At 59.9% G+C, this 15,026-nt stretch carries 13 protein-coding genes and 1 riboswitch; of the genes, 8 read left to right on the top strand and 5 right to left on the bottom strand.

What is annotated here, in order from left to right:
- Window positions 1-124 precede the first annotated feature (124 nt).
- The 3 genes from B5M06_RS11370 to B5M06_RS11360 all read left to right on the top strand — a co-directional run bounded on the left by B5M06_RS11370 (window position 125) and on the right by B5M06_RS11360 (window position 3,773).
- Window positions 125-1,258, top strand: coding sequence for an aminotransferase class V-fold PLP-dependent enzyme (locus tag B5M06_RS11370; protein ID WP_054066876.1), 1,134 nt, complete (start codon window positions 125-127; stop codon window positions 1,256-1,258).
- 90 nt (window positions 1,259-1,348) lie between these two features.
- Window positions 1,349-1,451, top strand: a riboswitch (TPP riboswitch).
- A gap of 70 nt (window positions 1,452-1,521) precedes the next feature.
- Window positions 1,522-2,802 (top strand): purine-cytosine permease family protein, encoded by a 1,281-nt coding sequence (locus tag B5M06_RS11365; protein ID WP_054066875.1) that lies wholly within the window; start codon window positions 1,522-1,524, stop codon window positions 2,800-2,802.
- A gap of 560 nt (window positions 2,803-3,362) precedes the next feature.
- The gene (locus tag B5M06_RS11360; protein ID WP_054066874.1) at window positions 3,363-3,773 is read left to right on the top strand and encodes an SH3 domain-containing protein; all 411 of its coding nucleotides are present in this window, start codon (window positions 3,363-3,365) and stop codon (window positions 3,771-3,773) included.
- Between the two features lie 76 nt (window positions 3,774-3,849).
- Here the strand turns inward: B5M06_RS11360 and thiD are convergent, their stop codons facing one another.
- Window positions 3,850-4,716: a bifunctional hydroxymethylpyrimidine kinase/phosphomethylpyrimidine kinase gene (gene thiD, locus B5M06_RS11355; RefSeq protein WP_054066873.1), complete on the bottom strand. Its 867-nt coding sequence runs from the start codon at window positions 4,714-4,716 to the stop codon at window positions 3,850-3,852.
- 281 nt (window positions 4,717-4,997) lie between these two features.
- On the opposite strand from thiD, the gene B5M06_RS11350 reads away from it, so the two are divergent.
- The 5 genes from B5M06_RS11350 to B5M06_RS11330 all read left to right on the top strand — a co-directional run bounded on the left by B5M06_RS11350 (window position 4,998) and on the right by B5M06_RS11330 (window position 9,365).
- Complete coding sequence (locus B5M06_RS11350; protein ID WP_077344866.1) at window positions 4,998-6,101, top strand: FAD-dependent oxidoreductase; 1,104 nt, start codon at window positions 4,998-5,000, stop codon at window positions 6,099-6,101.
- Between the two features lie 37 nt (window positions 6,102-6,138).
- On the top strand, window positions 6,139-6,336 hold the full coding sequence (thiS, locus tag B5M06_RS11345) for a sulfur carrier protein ThiS (protein WP_054066945.1): 198 nt from the start codon (window positions 6,139-6,141) through the stop codon (window positions 6,334-6,336).
- A 73-nt stretch (window positions 6,337-6,409) separates the two neighbouring features.
- Window positions 6,410-7,219, top strand: a complete 810-nt coding sequence (locus B5M06_RS11340; protein WP_054066944.1) for a thiazole synthase — start codon at window positions 6,410-6,412, stop codon at window positions 7,217-7,219.
- The gene (gene thiE / locus B5M06_RS11335; protein WP_054066872.1) at window positions 7,212-8,126 is read left to right on the top strand and encodes a thiamine phosphate synthase; all 915 of its coding nucleotides are present in this window, start codon (window positions 7,212-7,214) and stop codon (window positions 8,124-8,126) included. Before B5M06_RS11340 ends, thiE begins: the two co-directional genes overlap by 8 nt.
- 156 nt (window positions 8,127-8,282) lie before the next feature.
- Window positions 8,283-9,365 carry a porin gene (locus tag B5M06_RS11330; protein ID WP_054066871.1) on the top strand — a complete coding sequence of 361 codons (1,083 nt, stop codon included), beginning with the start codon at window positions 8,283-8,285 and terminating at the stop codon, window positions 9,363-9,365.
- 78 nt (window positions 9,366-9,443) lie between these two features.
- Here the strand turns inward: B5M06_RS11330 and B5M06_RS11325 are convergent, their stop codons facing one another.
- The 4 genes from B5M06_RS11325 to carA all read right to left on the bottom strand — a co-directional run bounded on the left by B5M06_RS11325 (window position 9,444) and on the right by carA (window position 15,002).
- A complete protein-coding gene (locus B5M06_RS11325) occupies window positions 9,444-9,878 on the bottom strand; it encodes a hypothetical protein (protein ID WP_054066870.1) in 435 nt (144 codons plus the stop codon).
- 18 nt (window positions 9,879-9,896) lie between these two features.
- A complete protein-coding gene (gene greA, locus B5M06_RS11320; protein ID WP_054066943.1) occupies window positions 9,897-10,373 on the bottom strand; it encodes a transcription elongation factor GreA in 477 nt (158 codons plus the stop codon).
- Window positions 10,374-10,585: 212 nt separating this feature from the next.
- Window positions 10,586-13,837 carry a carbamoyl-phosphate synthase large subunit gene (gene carB / locus B5M06_RS11315; protein ID WP_054066869.1) on the bottom strand — a complete coding sequence of 1,084 codons (3,252 nt, stop codon included), beginning with the start codon at window positions 13,835-13,837 and terminating at the stop codon, window positions 10,586-10,588.
- Complete coding sequence (carA, locus tag B5M06_RS11310) at window positions 13,830-15,002, bottom strand: glutamine-hydrolyzing carbamoyl-phosphate synthase small subunit (protein WP_054066868.1); 1,173 nt, start codon at window positions 15,000-15,002, stop codon at window positions 13,830-13,832. The genes carB and carA overlap by 8 nt, the downstream gene beginning before the upstream one ends.
- Between the last annotated feature and the right edge of the window lie 24 nt (window positions 15,003-15,026).

Genomic DNA, 15,026 nt, shown 5'->3' with positions numbered 1-15,026 from the left:
GTCGTCGACCAGTCAGGCAGGGACAAAAGCCTGACGACTGCCTACGTTGAATACGAGGTGCATCAGGCACGCTGCGCCCTAGACTGTCAGCACCGACCAGAAGCTCCCACTCACCCCCCATTTCATGCACTATCTCAACCATGCCGCCTGCGGCCTGATGTCGGACGCTACGCGCAACACCATGCATGCCTATATGTACCAAGAGCAGCAAATGGGCAGCTATCTCGCAGCCAAGCAGGTACACAAAGACATCGCCAGCGTTTATCAAAAAATCGCGCAGGCTATCCATGCACGCCCTGAAGATATCGCTTTGACGCAAGGTAATAGCGACGGCTGGGGTCGCATCATCAGCAGCATGGATTGGCGCCAAGGTGGGCGCATTCTCGTTGCCCGCAATGAATGGGGAGGCAACCTGGGTGTCTTGATGCAGCTGCGCGCGCAGTACGGCGTCCGCATCGAAGAAATGCCATGCAATGCTGATGGCCTTGTGGATATAGATGCCTTGGACCGCTTGCTGCAAACACCCACCAGTCTGGTGGTGCTGACCTGGTTTTCATCCAACAGCCCGCTCATTCAACCTGCACAGACCATTGGCGCACTTTGTGCGCAGTACAGGACGCCCTTGCTGATTGATGCAGCGCAGGCCATGGGACAGTGGCACATTGACGTGCAAGCACTGCAATGTACTGCGCTCACCGCTCCCGGTCGCAAGTGGCTCAGAGGGCCTCGCGGCACAGGTTTTGCCTATGTGCATCCAGACTTTTTACCCTCCCTACATCCACTGGGTGCAGACCACTTCTCCCGCCCATGGCAAACAGACAGTACGTGGGTCCATAGGACGGATGCCAAAAAACTGGAGCTCTCAGAGTCATCCATCGCCTTGCGACTGGGTTTGAGTCAGGCATTCGACGAATGGAATGCTGCTGGCGCAGCCAAGGTGCAAGAGCAAATCCAGGAACGTGCAACATGGCTGCGAGAGCGCTTGCAGACCCTCCCTGCGGTCAAAGTCCATATTCCACAACGCGAGCATCTCTCTGGCATCGTGACTCTGGAATGCGTATCGCACAGCCATGAACATATCCACACCAGCCTGCAACGCCAGGGCATTGAAGCAGCGTTATGTCCGGCAGCTTTTACGCCATGGGATATGCAGGCCCGCCAGCTGCACTCTGTGCTGCGGTTCTCACCCAGCTACGACACGTCCTGGGACAGCATGGCATTTTGTGTAGATGCGCTGCAAAGAGCACTTCAGCCATAGCGTTCCGCGACGCAGGCCCTCCACGCCGTGAAGTCCTGGCCACTGGCTATTTCTCCCATCCACAGGCACAATCCGCCCCGCCACTTTGCTGGCATTCGCTAGGGGTGTCCTGCTGCGCTGCAGCAGGGCTGAGATCACACCCTTTGAACCTGATTGAGGTCATCCTCGCGCAGGGAAGCTGTTCTGGTGATTCGCCCGCCGTGGTTCCCGGTGCGGCGTGGCGCGCCGTCACGGCCCCTGCTTCGTTGACATACGGAGCATTCATGTCTGTTTCTTCTTCCGCTTCAGCGCCGCGCAACCAGGCGCTGTCACCCACCCACCATACAGAGCGTGTCTTTGGTTTTCGTGACCATGCCGCATTGTGGTTCAGTCTGGGCGTAGGCCTGCTGGTCATGCAGGTGGGTGCCTATCTGGTGCCTGCACTGTCCACCCAGCAGGCAGTACTGGCGATTGTGCTGGGCTCCTTGCTGGGCGCAGGCCTGCTCGGCTGGATGGCATTGATTGCCTGCAGGTCGGGGCTTTCCAGTGCGGCGCTGATGACGCATGTCTACGGCACGCAGTTTGCCAAGCTGCCCATCCTGCTGAATCTGGTGCAGCTCATTGGCTGGGGTACGTTTGAACTGGTGGTGATGCGCGATGCCACCATCGCCATTGCCCGCGAGGCTGGGGGCATGCAGGCCAGCTACTGGCCAGTGATGACCACCCTGCTCTGGGGCATGGTGATTGCCCTGCTGATCAGCGGCTCCATGCTCAAGCTGGTGCGCCAGCTGATTGCACGCGTTGCACTGCCGCTGGTGGTGCTGTCACTGCTGTGGCTGAGCTGGAGCTTTGTGCAGCTGGCACTGCAGCAAGGCTGGCACAACATCTGGCAGCGGCAAGGCACAGGCGGCCTGGGCTGGTTGCCAGCCATGGATCTGGTGGTAGCCATGCCCATTTCCTGGCTGCCCCTGGTCGCTGACTATGCACGCCACGGGCGCGATGGCCGCTCTGCCCTGCATGGCACCTGGCTGGGCTTTGCGCTGGCCAACATCTGGTGCTACGGACTGGGCGTGCTGGTGGCATTGACGCTGCCAAGCCAGGATCTGGTCACCGCCTTGCTGCTGGCTCAAGGGGGGCTGATTGCACTGAGCCTGATTCTGATTGACGAGGTCGACAACGCCTATGGCGACACCTACTCCGGCGCCATGGCGGTACACAGCGTGCTGCCGCGCTGGAGTGTGCGCCAGTGGGGCCTGCTGCTGACGCTGGTCTGCGTGCTGCTGGCAATGGTGCTGCCCATGCACAGCATTGAGCCATTTCTGCTGCTGCTCAGCTCGGTGTTTGTACCTCTGTTTGGCGTGATTCTGGGACGCCTGGCCTGGCAGCCGCAAATACAGCTGCAGACCATGCACAGCGTGCGCTGGAGCACCGTCGTGCTGTGGCTGGGTGGCATTGTGCTCTACCACTGCATGCCGCTGATCAGCGAGGATGCAGGCCGCGCCATTCCTACCCTGTTGATCTGCTTTGTGCTGGCACGATGCCTGCCGCGTAGCGCAGTCAGCTGATAAACCACTGAGAAATCACTGAAGACTGCAATGGCGCTGTACGGGACATACATCCCGACAGCGCCATTTCAATAGCCGCAGGCTACCGTTGAGAGATAGGAGCTGGCACAGGGCATGCTCGTCCTGCATATACGGCACTGGAATGCAACAGCCAGACCTTGCTGCTTTGTCATGCTTTCATCCAGCGCAAAATTGCTTGCGCAGTTTAGTTGTGTCCAAAGGTTTCAGCAGTTAATATGCGCCGCGTTGTAAAAATGTCAGCACATGCCTTCTGAGCTTGTAGGAAAACAACTTTCTATCAGACGCTGTGCGGCATGATCACCCCATGTGAGGCACTGTGTATTACGCTCGAAGCACCGCTCACACCACAAGGCAAGTCACAGGCTTGCACTGGTGATACCGCCGGGTTACGCAGGTGCTCAACCACCGGCATGTTTGAGTGAGCCCGGTGCCTCATCCCATTGATTAACAGGAGTTATTGCCGCGTGTTGCACTCATTCACCCTTCACCTCACCCGCTCCCTGCGCCGTGGAGGCTTTGCGACGCTGTTGTTGACTGGCATGCTGACTGCTGCCCCTACGCTCGCCCAAGCACAAGAGTTTCTGAGTATCAAGGGCAACACCGTCAACATTCGCGCCAAACCGACCACCAAGTCTGAAATTGCCTGGGAGCTGATCAAAGGCTATCCCGTGCAAGTGATTGCACGCGAAGGTGACTGGCTCAAGGTCAAGGACTTTGAAGGCATGCTGGGCTGGGTGCACAAACCCTTGACCACCGATGAGCCCCACTTCCTGGTCAAGGCCAATACAGTGAACCTGCGCTCAGGCCCTGGTACCAACCACGCAGTCGTGACCAAGCTGAACAAGTACGACATCGTCAAGACGCTGGAAAAGCAGGGTGACTGGGCCAAGGTCCAAACTGCTGACGACCAAGAAGGCTGGATGTCTACCAGCCTGGGCTGGGGCTGGTAAGAACTACTCTCACCCAAACAGCAAACGGCGCTTCAAGCGCCGTTTTTTATAGCTGCTTGCGCAGTCTGGATAAGCCCTAGCCCCTGAAAATCATCTGAGGCAATGGTGCAAAACCATGGTTCAGCGGCCCGTGCCCCTGCCCTGTATGTACCTGCGCACCCGAGGCAATTGCCCCCACGATATAGGTACGCGCACTCTCTACCGCAGGCTGCAGTTCAAACCCCAGTGCCATGTGCGCCGCAATTGCGGACGAGAGCGTGCAGCCCGTGCCGTGGCCGTTGTGCGTATGAATTCGCTGGCTGCCCAGTTCCTTGCGCAAGCCGTCCTTGCCTGCCAGCAGGTCTACCACCCATTCACCAGGCAGATGGCCGCCCTTGAGCAGCACATGCGGCGCGCCCATATTCAGCAACGCCTGGGCGGCAGCTTCCATGTCTGAGACATCTTCAATCTTGCGGCCAATCAGCCAGCCTGCTTCGTCCAGGTTGGGCGTGATGACGGTCGCCAGCGGAAACAGCTCGCGCACCAGCACTTCTGCGGTTTCATCATGGATGAGCTTGTCACCACTGGTGGCGACCATCACTGGGTCGAGCACCACCTTGGTGATGCCATGGCGGCGAATGGCATCGGCCACGACATGCACAATCTCTGGCGCGTGCAGCATGCCGATCTTGATGGCGTCTGCACCAATATCCTGCATCACGGCATCGATCTGCGCCTGCAGCATCTCGGGGGGAATACCGTGGATGGCGCGCACACCTTGCGTGTTCTGTGCGGTAATGGCGGTAATCGCCGTCATGCCATAGCAGCCCAGTGCGGCAAAAGTCTTGAGGTCAGCCTGGATACCTGCGCCACCGCCGCTGTCCGAGCCAGCGATGGAGAGCACACGCGCATAGCGCGGCAGGGAGGAAGTGGCACTGCCCGAAGGCATCTGTTGCATCGTCATACGAAAAATTATGACTCAAGCCAAGGCTTGTTCCTGCCTCAGCCCCGCAGTGCCCCCTGCTGTGCTGTAATCGAGGCTTGTGGACGAAACAGGGGTGTCCCGCCAGAACTGCCAACGAACGGCAGCCCGGTGCGCGGCTGAGAAAGACCCTGGGGCAGACAATGCAGCCATGCAGGCCCCGCTACCCGATCCAGATCATGCTGGCGTGGGGAGTTTCACCGGAGCGGCAGCACGCCCGTTTTGTCCTTGGCGACACAGATAAACGGACGTAAACACTCACCATGATCGCTCTGACCTCACCTTCACACATTGCCATTCTGGGCGCAGGCCTGATGGGCCGTCTGCTGGCCCTGGAGCTGGCACGTGAAGGGCATCGCGTGGACATGTTCGAAGCCAAGGGACCCGAAGCCGATGGGGCCGCCGCTCGCGTGGCAGCAGCCATGCTGGCGCCACTGGCGGAGTCGGCCATCACCGAACCCGGCGTGGTGCGCATGGGCCAGTATGGCCTCACGCGCTGGCCTGAGCTGATTGCGCAACTCCAGGAGCACGTCTTCTTTCAGCAAAACGGCACGCTCGTTGTCTGGCACCGTCAGGACACAGCAGACGCCAACCGCCTGTGCGGACTGTTTGAGAAAAACCGCCGAATCAACCCCACGCTGCCAGCGCTGGAAAACCTGAACGCCCAGCGCCTGAACGACGTAGAGCCCGCCCTGCAGGGCCGTTTTACTCAGGGCGTCTACCTGCCCGGTGAAGGCCAGCTGGACAACCGCCAGCTGCTGGCTGCCCTTGAAAAAACACTGACACGCCTGGGCGTTAACTTTCACTGGCACACCCCACGCGAAACCACCGACTTTGCGCCTGGTACCGCAGGCCAGCCCGATCTGGTGATTGACGCCCGCGGCCTGGGCGCGCGCACCGAATGGAAATCCCTGCGCGGCATACGCGGCGAGGTCGTGCGCGTGTATGCACCTGAAGTGACCCTGCAGCGCCCCACACGCCTGGTGCACCCCCGCTATCCGCTGTACATCGCACCCAAGGAAAACCATTTGTTTGTGATTGGCGCGACCGAGATCGAATCTGACGACATGAGCCCAGCCAGCCTGCGCTCGGTCATGGAGCTGCTCAGCGCCCTCTACACCGTGCACTCAGGGTTTGCCGAAGCACGCATTCTGGAAATTGCCACCCAGTGCCGCCCTACGCTGCCAGACAATCTGCCTGCCGTGCGCTGGCTGAGCGAGCGCGTGCTGCAGGTCAACGGCCTGTACCGCCATGGCTACATGATTTCTCCGGCTATGCTCGACGTCACGCTGCAGATACTGCGCACCGGCAGCACCGAGCTGGCCGAACGCTTTGACGTGGCCGTGCACCAGCCTGCTGGCGTCTGATTTTTTCTACCCCGTCTTTGCCCTGATCTGGACAGACATGCACATCACCATCAACCAACAAACCGTGGAACTGCCTGACCACGCCACCGTGGCCGATGCCGTTGCCCAATGGCAACCCAAGCCACCGTTTGCCGTTGCCGTGAATACGGAATTCGTACCCAAGTCCGGCTATGCCACTCGCACCCTGCAAGCGGGCGATCGCCTGGAAATCATTGCCCCTGTCACAGGCGGCTGAGCATCTTTCAGAAATTTGAATGAAATTGGCCTCTAGCGCTTATCTGACGGGCGCTGGCAGCTATCAAAACGATATGACTACTGAGACTTCTTCTGCCACCGACAGCCTAGTGCTGTACGGCCAGACCTTCCACAGCCGCCTGCTGCTGGGCACCTCGCGTTACCCATCGCCTGCGGTGCTGGAAGCCGCCGTTACACGCGCCAAGCCCGCCATGGTCACCGCCTCCCTGCGCCGCCAGGGCAGCAATGCCGCCGAAACCGGCGCCAGCTTCTGGGAGCTGCTGCGCAAACTCAACGTGCCCGTGCTGCCCAACACCGCGGGCTGCATGACCATCCAGGAAGCCGTCACCACCGCCCAGATGGCGCGTGAAGTGTTTGACACGCCCTGGATCAAGCTGGAGCTGATTGGCGACGACTACACCTTGCAGCCCGATACGCTGAATCTGGTGGAAGCTGCCTCCATCCTTATCAAAGACGGCTTTCAGGTGCTACCCTACTGCACCGAAGACTTGGTGCTGTGCCAGCGCCTGGTGGACGTCGGCTGCCAGGCCGTCATGCCCTGGGCTGCCCCCATTGGCACAGGCCGTGGCCCTGCCAACCCCTATGCCATGCAGGTGCTGCGCGAGCGCCTGAATGTGCCGCTGATCGTGGACGCCGGTCTGGGCCGCCCCTCGCACGCTTGCACCGTCATGGAGTGGGGCTTTGATGGCGTGCTGCTCAACACCGCCGTGGCCCTGTCGGAAGACCCCGTGCGCATGGCTGGTGCCTTTGCCGATGCCGTGCAGGCTGGCCGTGATGGCTATCTGGCTGGTGCCATGGCTGAGCAATCTGCCGCCCAGCCCAGCACCCCCGTTCTTGGCACACCGTTCTGGCACCATGACTGAGCAACACATCACCGAGATGGCCAGCGCCATCGTGGCCGCGCACCGCGCCACCTTTACGTCTGACACGCTGCCCTCGCAGCCTGTGCCAGCCCCCAGCCGCAGCGAACCGGCGTATCTCGCCGCTTTGCAGGCCTGCAGCGCGCTGGGCTTTATCGCCATTGACGCCGAATGCCTGGCCCAGGCCTGGCAGCGCCAGACAGAACGTACTGGCCAGTTCGATGCCGCCCACTGGCCTGATGACCCGCAGGACTTTGGCCTGGCAGGTGCAGACCCCACGCTGGCTTTCCCAGAATGCCCACGTGCTCTGGGTCTGTACGGCGTACTACCCACTGCTGAATGGGTGGGACGCATGGCCCGCGCAGGTGTGCCCACGGTGCAGCTGCGCTTCAAAAGCGATGACCAGGCAGCCATTCGCCGCGAAGTGCAGGCCGCTGTGGCAGCCGTGCAAGGCACCAACGCACGCCTGTTTATCAACGACCACTGGCAAGCGGCCATTGATGCAGGTGCATACGGCATCCACGTGGGCCAGGAGGACCTCGATGCCCTTGAAGGTGCGCAACTGGACGCCATCCGTGCCAGTGGCCTGCGTCTGGGCGTGAGCACCCACGGCTACGCCGAAATGGTGCGCGCCCATGCGGTGCAGCCCAGCTATATCGCCCTTGGTGCCGTGTTCCCCACCACGCTCAAGAAAATGGCCACCGCACCGCAAGGTGTGGCACGCCTGCAGGCCTATGTGCGGCTGATGCAGCAGTACCCACTGGTGGCCATTGGCGGCATTGCGGCTGAGCAGTTCCCACAGGTATTGAGCACTGGCGTGGGCTCGATTGCTGTGGTGCGTGCACTGGTCAATGCGCCAGATCCAGAAGCCGCAGCACAAGATTTGCTCAGCCGCATGCACAGCAAGTAAAGACCTACTACTTCATCTTGCGTAGTACCCACAACCATCCCTCGATTTGGCACGGCTCATGCTTTATAAGCAAAAGCAACTGCAGACAGTGTTTTCAGCCTGCAGTTCGCTCAAAAAATTTCAAGCTTAGCTATTGACCTTTTGAGGGATTCCCCCATGAAACACACTCTGATCGCCCTGGGTGCCGCGCTGGCATGCCTGGGTACTGCGCACGCCCAAAGCAACGTAGAACTGTCTGGCCTGGTCGACATGTATGTCGGCTCCATGAAGGCTCCCGGTGGTGCACGCACCAGCCAGGTGGGTTCTGGCGGCCTGACCACATCGTGGTGGGGCATCAAGGGCACGGAAGACCTGGGCAATGGTCTGAAGGCTGGCTTTGCACTGGGTGCTTTCTTCCGCGCAGACACCGGCACCCCTGGTCGTTGGGACGTAGGCTCCGGCGCCTACGACGAAACTTTCTTCGCGCGTGACGCCAATGTCTCCCTGTCTGGTGGCTTTGGTACGGTAAAGCTGGGCCGCTCCATGGCCCCCAACTTCCTGCCTACCATCCTGTTCAACCCCTACGGTGACTCCTTCACTGTCTCGCCGCTGGTGCTGCACGCCAATACGGGCTGGGGTGTGGATGATACCCACAACTACAAGACCACAGCTGCGGACACTGGCTGGAGCAACCAGATCACCTACAGCACTCCCAGCTTTGGCGGTCTGAGCGCCAACCTGCACTACCAGTTTGGTGAGCAAAGCGGCGACAACAAGAACAAGAAGAACGTAGGCGCCAATGTGCTGTACTTCCAGGGCCCGCTGGCCCTGACTGCTTTCATCGAGCGCGCTCAGATTCGTAACCCCAACACTTCAGAGCAGCCTACCAAGCAAAACTGGATGCTGGGCGGCAGCTATGACTTCTCCGTAGCCAAGCTGTATGCCACATACGGCCAATCCAAGGTCAAGGACTCGACTGTACCCAAGTACGACGCCAAGACCACATCGCTGGGCGTAGACGTGCCTGTAACCAAGGCCGGCACCTTCAAGGCTGCTGCGGCCTACACCAAGGCAGAAACTGCTAACCCTGCAGATATCAAACGCACCACCTATACCCTGGGCTATGACCACTTCCTGTCCAAGCGCACCGATGTGTACACCGTGGTGATGTACGACAAGATCAAGAACATGCCTTCTCCATTCACAGCAAGCAACGGTTCCGGCACCAGCGTAGCCGTGGGTATCCGCCACCGCTTCTAAGCTACATCTGCTGGCAAGAAAAAACCGCTGCGGCTTGCGCCCAGCGGTTTTTTTCATGGATGGTGTTCAGCAGCCGTATCAGCCAGCCTGGCGGAATCGCCAGAGGCTGCGCAGTGTCAGCACGGCACACAGCCAGTGCAGCGCCAGCAGTACCAGCACCTGTGCCTGACGCAGCAGACTCTCGTGCTGCGCCAGAAACTGTGTCAGCACACCATGGTGCAGCACCAGCGCAGTCAGCAAGCCACCGATCACATAAATAAGTAGAGCGCCTTGCGCCCATTCCTGCTGGTTTTCCGAGTGTTTTTTACGCGAAATGACCAGCAGACCAGCGCAAGCTGCTATAGAAATCCATGACTGCCACAAACTCAGCTGCTGCAGCTGGTCACGCACCGCATGCCAGTTGCTGGCACTGAGCAGCAGCACGGCCACGGCCAGCGTGCTCAGACTGAGCGTCAGCAGCCAGCTGCCAGCGAGCGCCAGCGCAGCTTTGGGGCGTGTGCTGTGTGCGGCCATGCCTGCTGAAGCGTTGCCTTAGATGTACTTGACCGCAACGATTTCGTAGCGGCGCACACCACCGGGGGCCTGCACTTCGGCCACATCGCCCTCTTCCTTACCGATCAGGGCGCGGGCAATAGGGCTGGAGATGTTGATCAGGCCGTGCTTCAGATCGGCCTCGTCTTCACCCACGATCTGGTAGGTCACCTGGTTGCCCGTGTCTTCGTCTTCCAGATCGACAGTCGCGCCAAACACCACGCGGCCCTGCGCATCGAGTGCGGCGGGGTCAATGATCTGTGCGGTCGAGAGCTTGCCTTCGATCTCCATGATGCGACCTTCAATAAAGCCCTGGCGATCCTTGGCGGACTCGTACTCGGCGTTTTCACTCAGGTCGCCCTGGGCACGTGCTTCGGCGATGGCCTGAATCACTTCAGGACGGTCCACAGTCTTCAGGCGCTGCAGCTCGGCCTTGAGCTTTTCTGCGCCACGCTTGGTAATTGGAATGGTTGCCATGTCAGTTTCTCCACATACGGCTGGGCGTACACGCACACGATTGCGCAGTTGCGCCACAAGGGCATGTCCAGAGCGCCACACGACGTGGCTGTATGGATGGGACGCCCCAAAAGCAAACCGCCGCGCAGTGAGCCGCGCGGCGGTGTTCCTAGGTTTAGGAGTCAATTATGCCGTGTTTACAGCCGCCGACCCTCAGTAAAACCCGATGCAGCCTATGAATGCTGCAACATTGCGTGCAATTCCTGCACCGAATGTACTTCCAGATCGCCACGCATGGCCTTCATGCCATCCACGGCAGCTTCTGCGCCGAAGATGGTGGTGAAGGTGGTCACGCGGTTGAGCAAAGCGCTGGTACGGATGGCGCGGGAGTCCGCAATGGCGTTGCGGCGCTCTTCCACCGTGTTGATGACCATGGCGATTTCGCCATTCTTGATCATGTCCACGATGTGAGGGCGACCTTCTGCCACCTTGTTCACAGCCTGCACTTCCAGGCCCGCTTCTGCCAGAGCAGCTGCAGTGCCGCGCGTAGCGCACAGGGTGTAACCCATGGCAGCCAGCTCCTTGCCCACAGCCACGGCACGTGCCTTGTCGTTGTTCTTCACCGACAGGAACACCTTGCCAGACTCAGGCAGATTCACGCCTGCGCCCAGCTGGCTCTTCACAAAGGCTTCGCCGAAGGTCTTGCCCACGCCCATGACTTCACCAGTGGACTTCATCTCAGGGCCGAGGATGGTGTCCACACCGGGGAACTTCACGAAGGGGAACACCGCTTCCTTGACGCTGAAGTAAGGCGGTGTCACTTCCTTGGTGATGCCCTGCTCTGCCAGAGTGTCGCCAGCCATGCAGCGTGCTGCCACCTTGGCCAGCTGCACGCCGGTCGCCTTGGAGACGAAAGGCACGGTACGCGAAGCACGGGGGTTCACTTCCAGCACGTAGATCACGTCCTGGCCGTCTTGCTCCTTGATGGCGAACTGCACGTTCATCAGGCCCACCACGTTCAGGCCTGCGGCCATGGCAGCGGTCTGGCGCTTGATTTCAGCCACAGTGTCAGCCTTCAGGTAGTAAGGAGGCAGCGAGCAGGCCGAGTCACCGGAGTGCACGCCCGCTTGCTCGATGTGCTCCATCACACCGCCGATGTACACGGCACCTGTCTTGTCACGCACACAGTCCACATCGCACTCAATGGCGTTGGACAGGAAGTGGTCCAGCAGCACGGGGGAGTCGTTGGAAACCTTCACGGCTTCGCGCATATAGCGCTCCAGGTCGCGCTGCTCGTGCACGATTTCCATCGCACGGCCGCCCAGCACGTAGGAAGGACGCACCACCAGAGGGTAGCCCAGGCCAGCAGCCTTTTCCAGTGCTTCTTCTTCCGTACGCGCAGTCGCGTTAGGTGGCTGGCGCAGACCCAGGTCGTTGAGCAGCTTCTGGAAGCGCTCACGGTCTTCGGCTGCGTCAATCATGTCAGGGGTCGTGCCGATGATCTTCACGCCTTCGCGCTCCAGACCCAGGGCCAGCTTCAAAGGTGTCTGACCGCCGTATTGCACGATCACGCCGTCAGGCTGCTCCACGTCCACGATTTCCAGCACGTCTTCCAGCGTCAGTGGCTCGAAGTACAGGCGGTCAGACGTGTCGTAGTCGGTCGAAACGGTTTCGGGGTTGCAGTTGACCATGATGGTTTCGTAACCATCTTCGCGCATGGCCATGGCTGCGTGCACGCAGCAGTAGTCAAACTCAATACCTTGGCCGATGCGGTTGGGGCCACCACCCAGCACCATGATCTTCTTCTTGTCCGAAGGTGCGGCTTCGCACTCTTCGTCATAAGTCGAATACATGTAGGCGGTGTTGGAGGCGAACTCCGCTGCGCAGGTGTCCACGCGCTTGAACACGGGGCGCACCTTCAGTGCCTTGCGGGCTTCGCGCACGGCCTTGTCGGTGGTGTGCAGCAGCTTGGCCAGGCGACGGTCAGAGAAGCCCTTTTGCTTCAAGGCGCGCAGCGTAGCAGCGTCCAGCATGGACAGCGCCTTGTCACCATGGGCTTCGTAGTGCTTGTCCAGTTCGAGTTCGATCTTCACGATCTCTTCGATCTGCACCAGGAACCACTTGTCGATCTTGGTGATGTTGTGCACTTCATCCAGCGTCCAGCCGGCAGCGAAGGCATCGCCCACGTACCAGATGCGCTCGGGACCAGGCTCGCCCAGTTCCTTTTCCAGGATTTCGCGGTCCTGGGTCTTCTCGTTCATGCCGTCCACGCCCACTTCCAGACCACGCAGGGCCTTCTGGAAGGATTCCTGGAAGGTACGGCCAATGGCCATCACCTCACCCACAGACTTCATCTGGGTGGTCAGGCGGTTGTCAGCAGCAGGGAACTTCTCGAACGCAAAACGTGGGATCTTGGTGACCACGTAGTCGATGGTGGGCTCGAACGATGCGGGGGTTGCGCCACCGGTGATTTCGTTCTTGAGCTCGTCCAGCGTAAAGCCCACAGCCAGCTTGGCCGCGATCTTGGCAATTGGGAAACCTGTGGCCTTGGAAGCCAGTGCCGAGGAACGCGAGACGCGGGGGTTCATCTCAATGACGATCATGCGACCGTCCTTGGGATTCACCGAGAACTGCACGTTGGAGCCGCCAGTGTCCACACCAATTTCACGCAGCACTGCCAGCGAGGCATTGCGCATGATCTGGTATTCCTTGTCGGTCAGCGTCTGTGCAGGCGCCACGGTGATGGAGTCACCGGTGTGTACACCCATGGGGTCCAGGTTTTCGATCGAGCACACGATGATGCAGTTGTCCGCCTTGTCGCGCACCACTTCCATCTCGTACTCTTTCCAGCCCAGCAGCGACTCTTCAATCAGGAGTTCGTTGGTGGGGGATGCTTCCAGACCGCGCTTGCAGATGGTCTCGAATTCTTCGGCGTTGTAGGCAATGCCACCGCCTGTGCCGCCCAGCGTGAAGCTGGGGCGAATCACGGTGGGGAAACCCACGTGCTTTTGCACTTCCCAGGCTTCTTCCATGGAGTGCGCAATGCCCGAGCGTGCGGAGCCCAGACCAATCTTGGTCATGGCGTCCTTGAACTTCAGGCGGTCTTCTGCCTTGTCGATGGCTTCAGGCTTGGCACCGATCAGCTCCACGTTGTACTTATCCAGCACACCGTGCTTCCACAGATCCAGCGCGCAGTTCAGCGCAGTCTGGCCACCCATGGTGGGCAGGATGGCATCGGGGCGCTCCTTGGCGATGATCTTCTCGACCGTCTGCCAGGTGATGGGCTCGATGTAGGTCACGTCCGCCGTATTGGGGTCGGTCATGATCGTCGCTGGGTTGCTGTTGATCAGAATGACCTTGTAACCCTCTTCGCGCAGCGCCTTGCAGGCCTGCACGCCGGAGTAGTCGAATTCACAGGCCTGGCCAATCACGATGGGGCCAGCGCCAATGATCAGAATGCTTTTGAGGTCGGTGCGCTTAGGCATTTTTGTGGCTCTCCATCAGCGCGGTAAAGCGGTCAAACAAATAGGCGATGTCATGGGGTCCGGGCGAAGCCTCGGGGTGGCCCTGGAAGCAGAAGGCGGGCACATCGGTGCGTTCCAGGCCTTGCAGCGTGCCGTCAAACAGGCTGATGTGCGTGGGGCGAACATTGGCTGGCAGGGTATCCATTTCCACGGCAAAACCGTGGTTCTGGCTGGTGATGCTCACGCGGCCGGTGGCCAATTCCTTCACAGGGTGGTTGGCACCGTGGTGGCTGTTCTGCATCTTGAAGGTCTTGGCACCCGAGGCCAGGGCCATGATCTGGTGGCCCAGACAGATGCCAAACAAAGGCTTTTTGGCGGCCATGATTTCCTGCGCCGCAGCAATGGCGTAGTCGCAAGGCGCTGGGTCGCCAGGGCCGTTGGACAGGAATACACCATCAGGATTCAGCGCCAGCACGTCCTTGGCAGGCGTCTTGGCAGGAACCACGGTCAGCTTGCAGCCGCGCTCAGCCAGCATGCGCAGGATGTTCTTCTTCACGCCAAAGTCATAGGCCACGACGTGGAACTTGGGGCTCTCGAGCTTGCCGTAGCCTTCGCCCAGCTTCCACTCGGTTTCCGTCCAGTCGTAGGCAGCTTCGGTGGTCACCACCTTGGCCAGATCCAGCCCCTTCATGGCTGGCGCAGCCTTGGCAGCCGCCAGTGCTTCGTCAATCTTGGCCTGGGTCACTTGCTCACCCGCTGCCAGACCGACGATGGCACCGTTTTGCGCGCCCTTGTCTCGCAGCAGGCGTGTCAGCTTGCGGGTGTCAATGTTGGCAATGGCAACGGTGTGGTTGCGCACCAAATATTGGGACAAAGTTTCATCGCAGCGGAAGTTGCTGGCCAGCAGTGGCAGATTCTTGATGATCAAACCTGCAGCATGGACTTTGTCGGCTTCCACATCCTCTCGGTTCACACCGTAGTTGCCGATGTGGGGGTATGTCAGCGTAACGATCTGTTGGCAGTAGCTAGGATCGGTGAGGATTTCCTGATAGCCAGTGATAGCAGTGTTGAACACCACTTCACCCACGGTGGTGCCTTGCGCACCAATGGAATTGCCAATAAAGACCGTGCCGTCTGCGAGCGCCAGGATGGCGGATGGGAAGCTTCCCTGAAGAGACAAAAGCACTGGATTCTCCGGTTCTAAATACGG

Source organism: Comamonas kerstersii, assembly GCF_002056725.1.
GTDB lineage: Bacteria > Pseudomonadota > Gammaproteobacteria > Burkholderiales > Burkholderiaceae_C > Comamonas > Comamonas kerstersii.
This window is presented reverse-complemented; position numbering and strand designations above follow the sequence as displayed.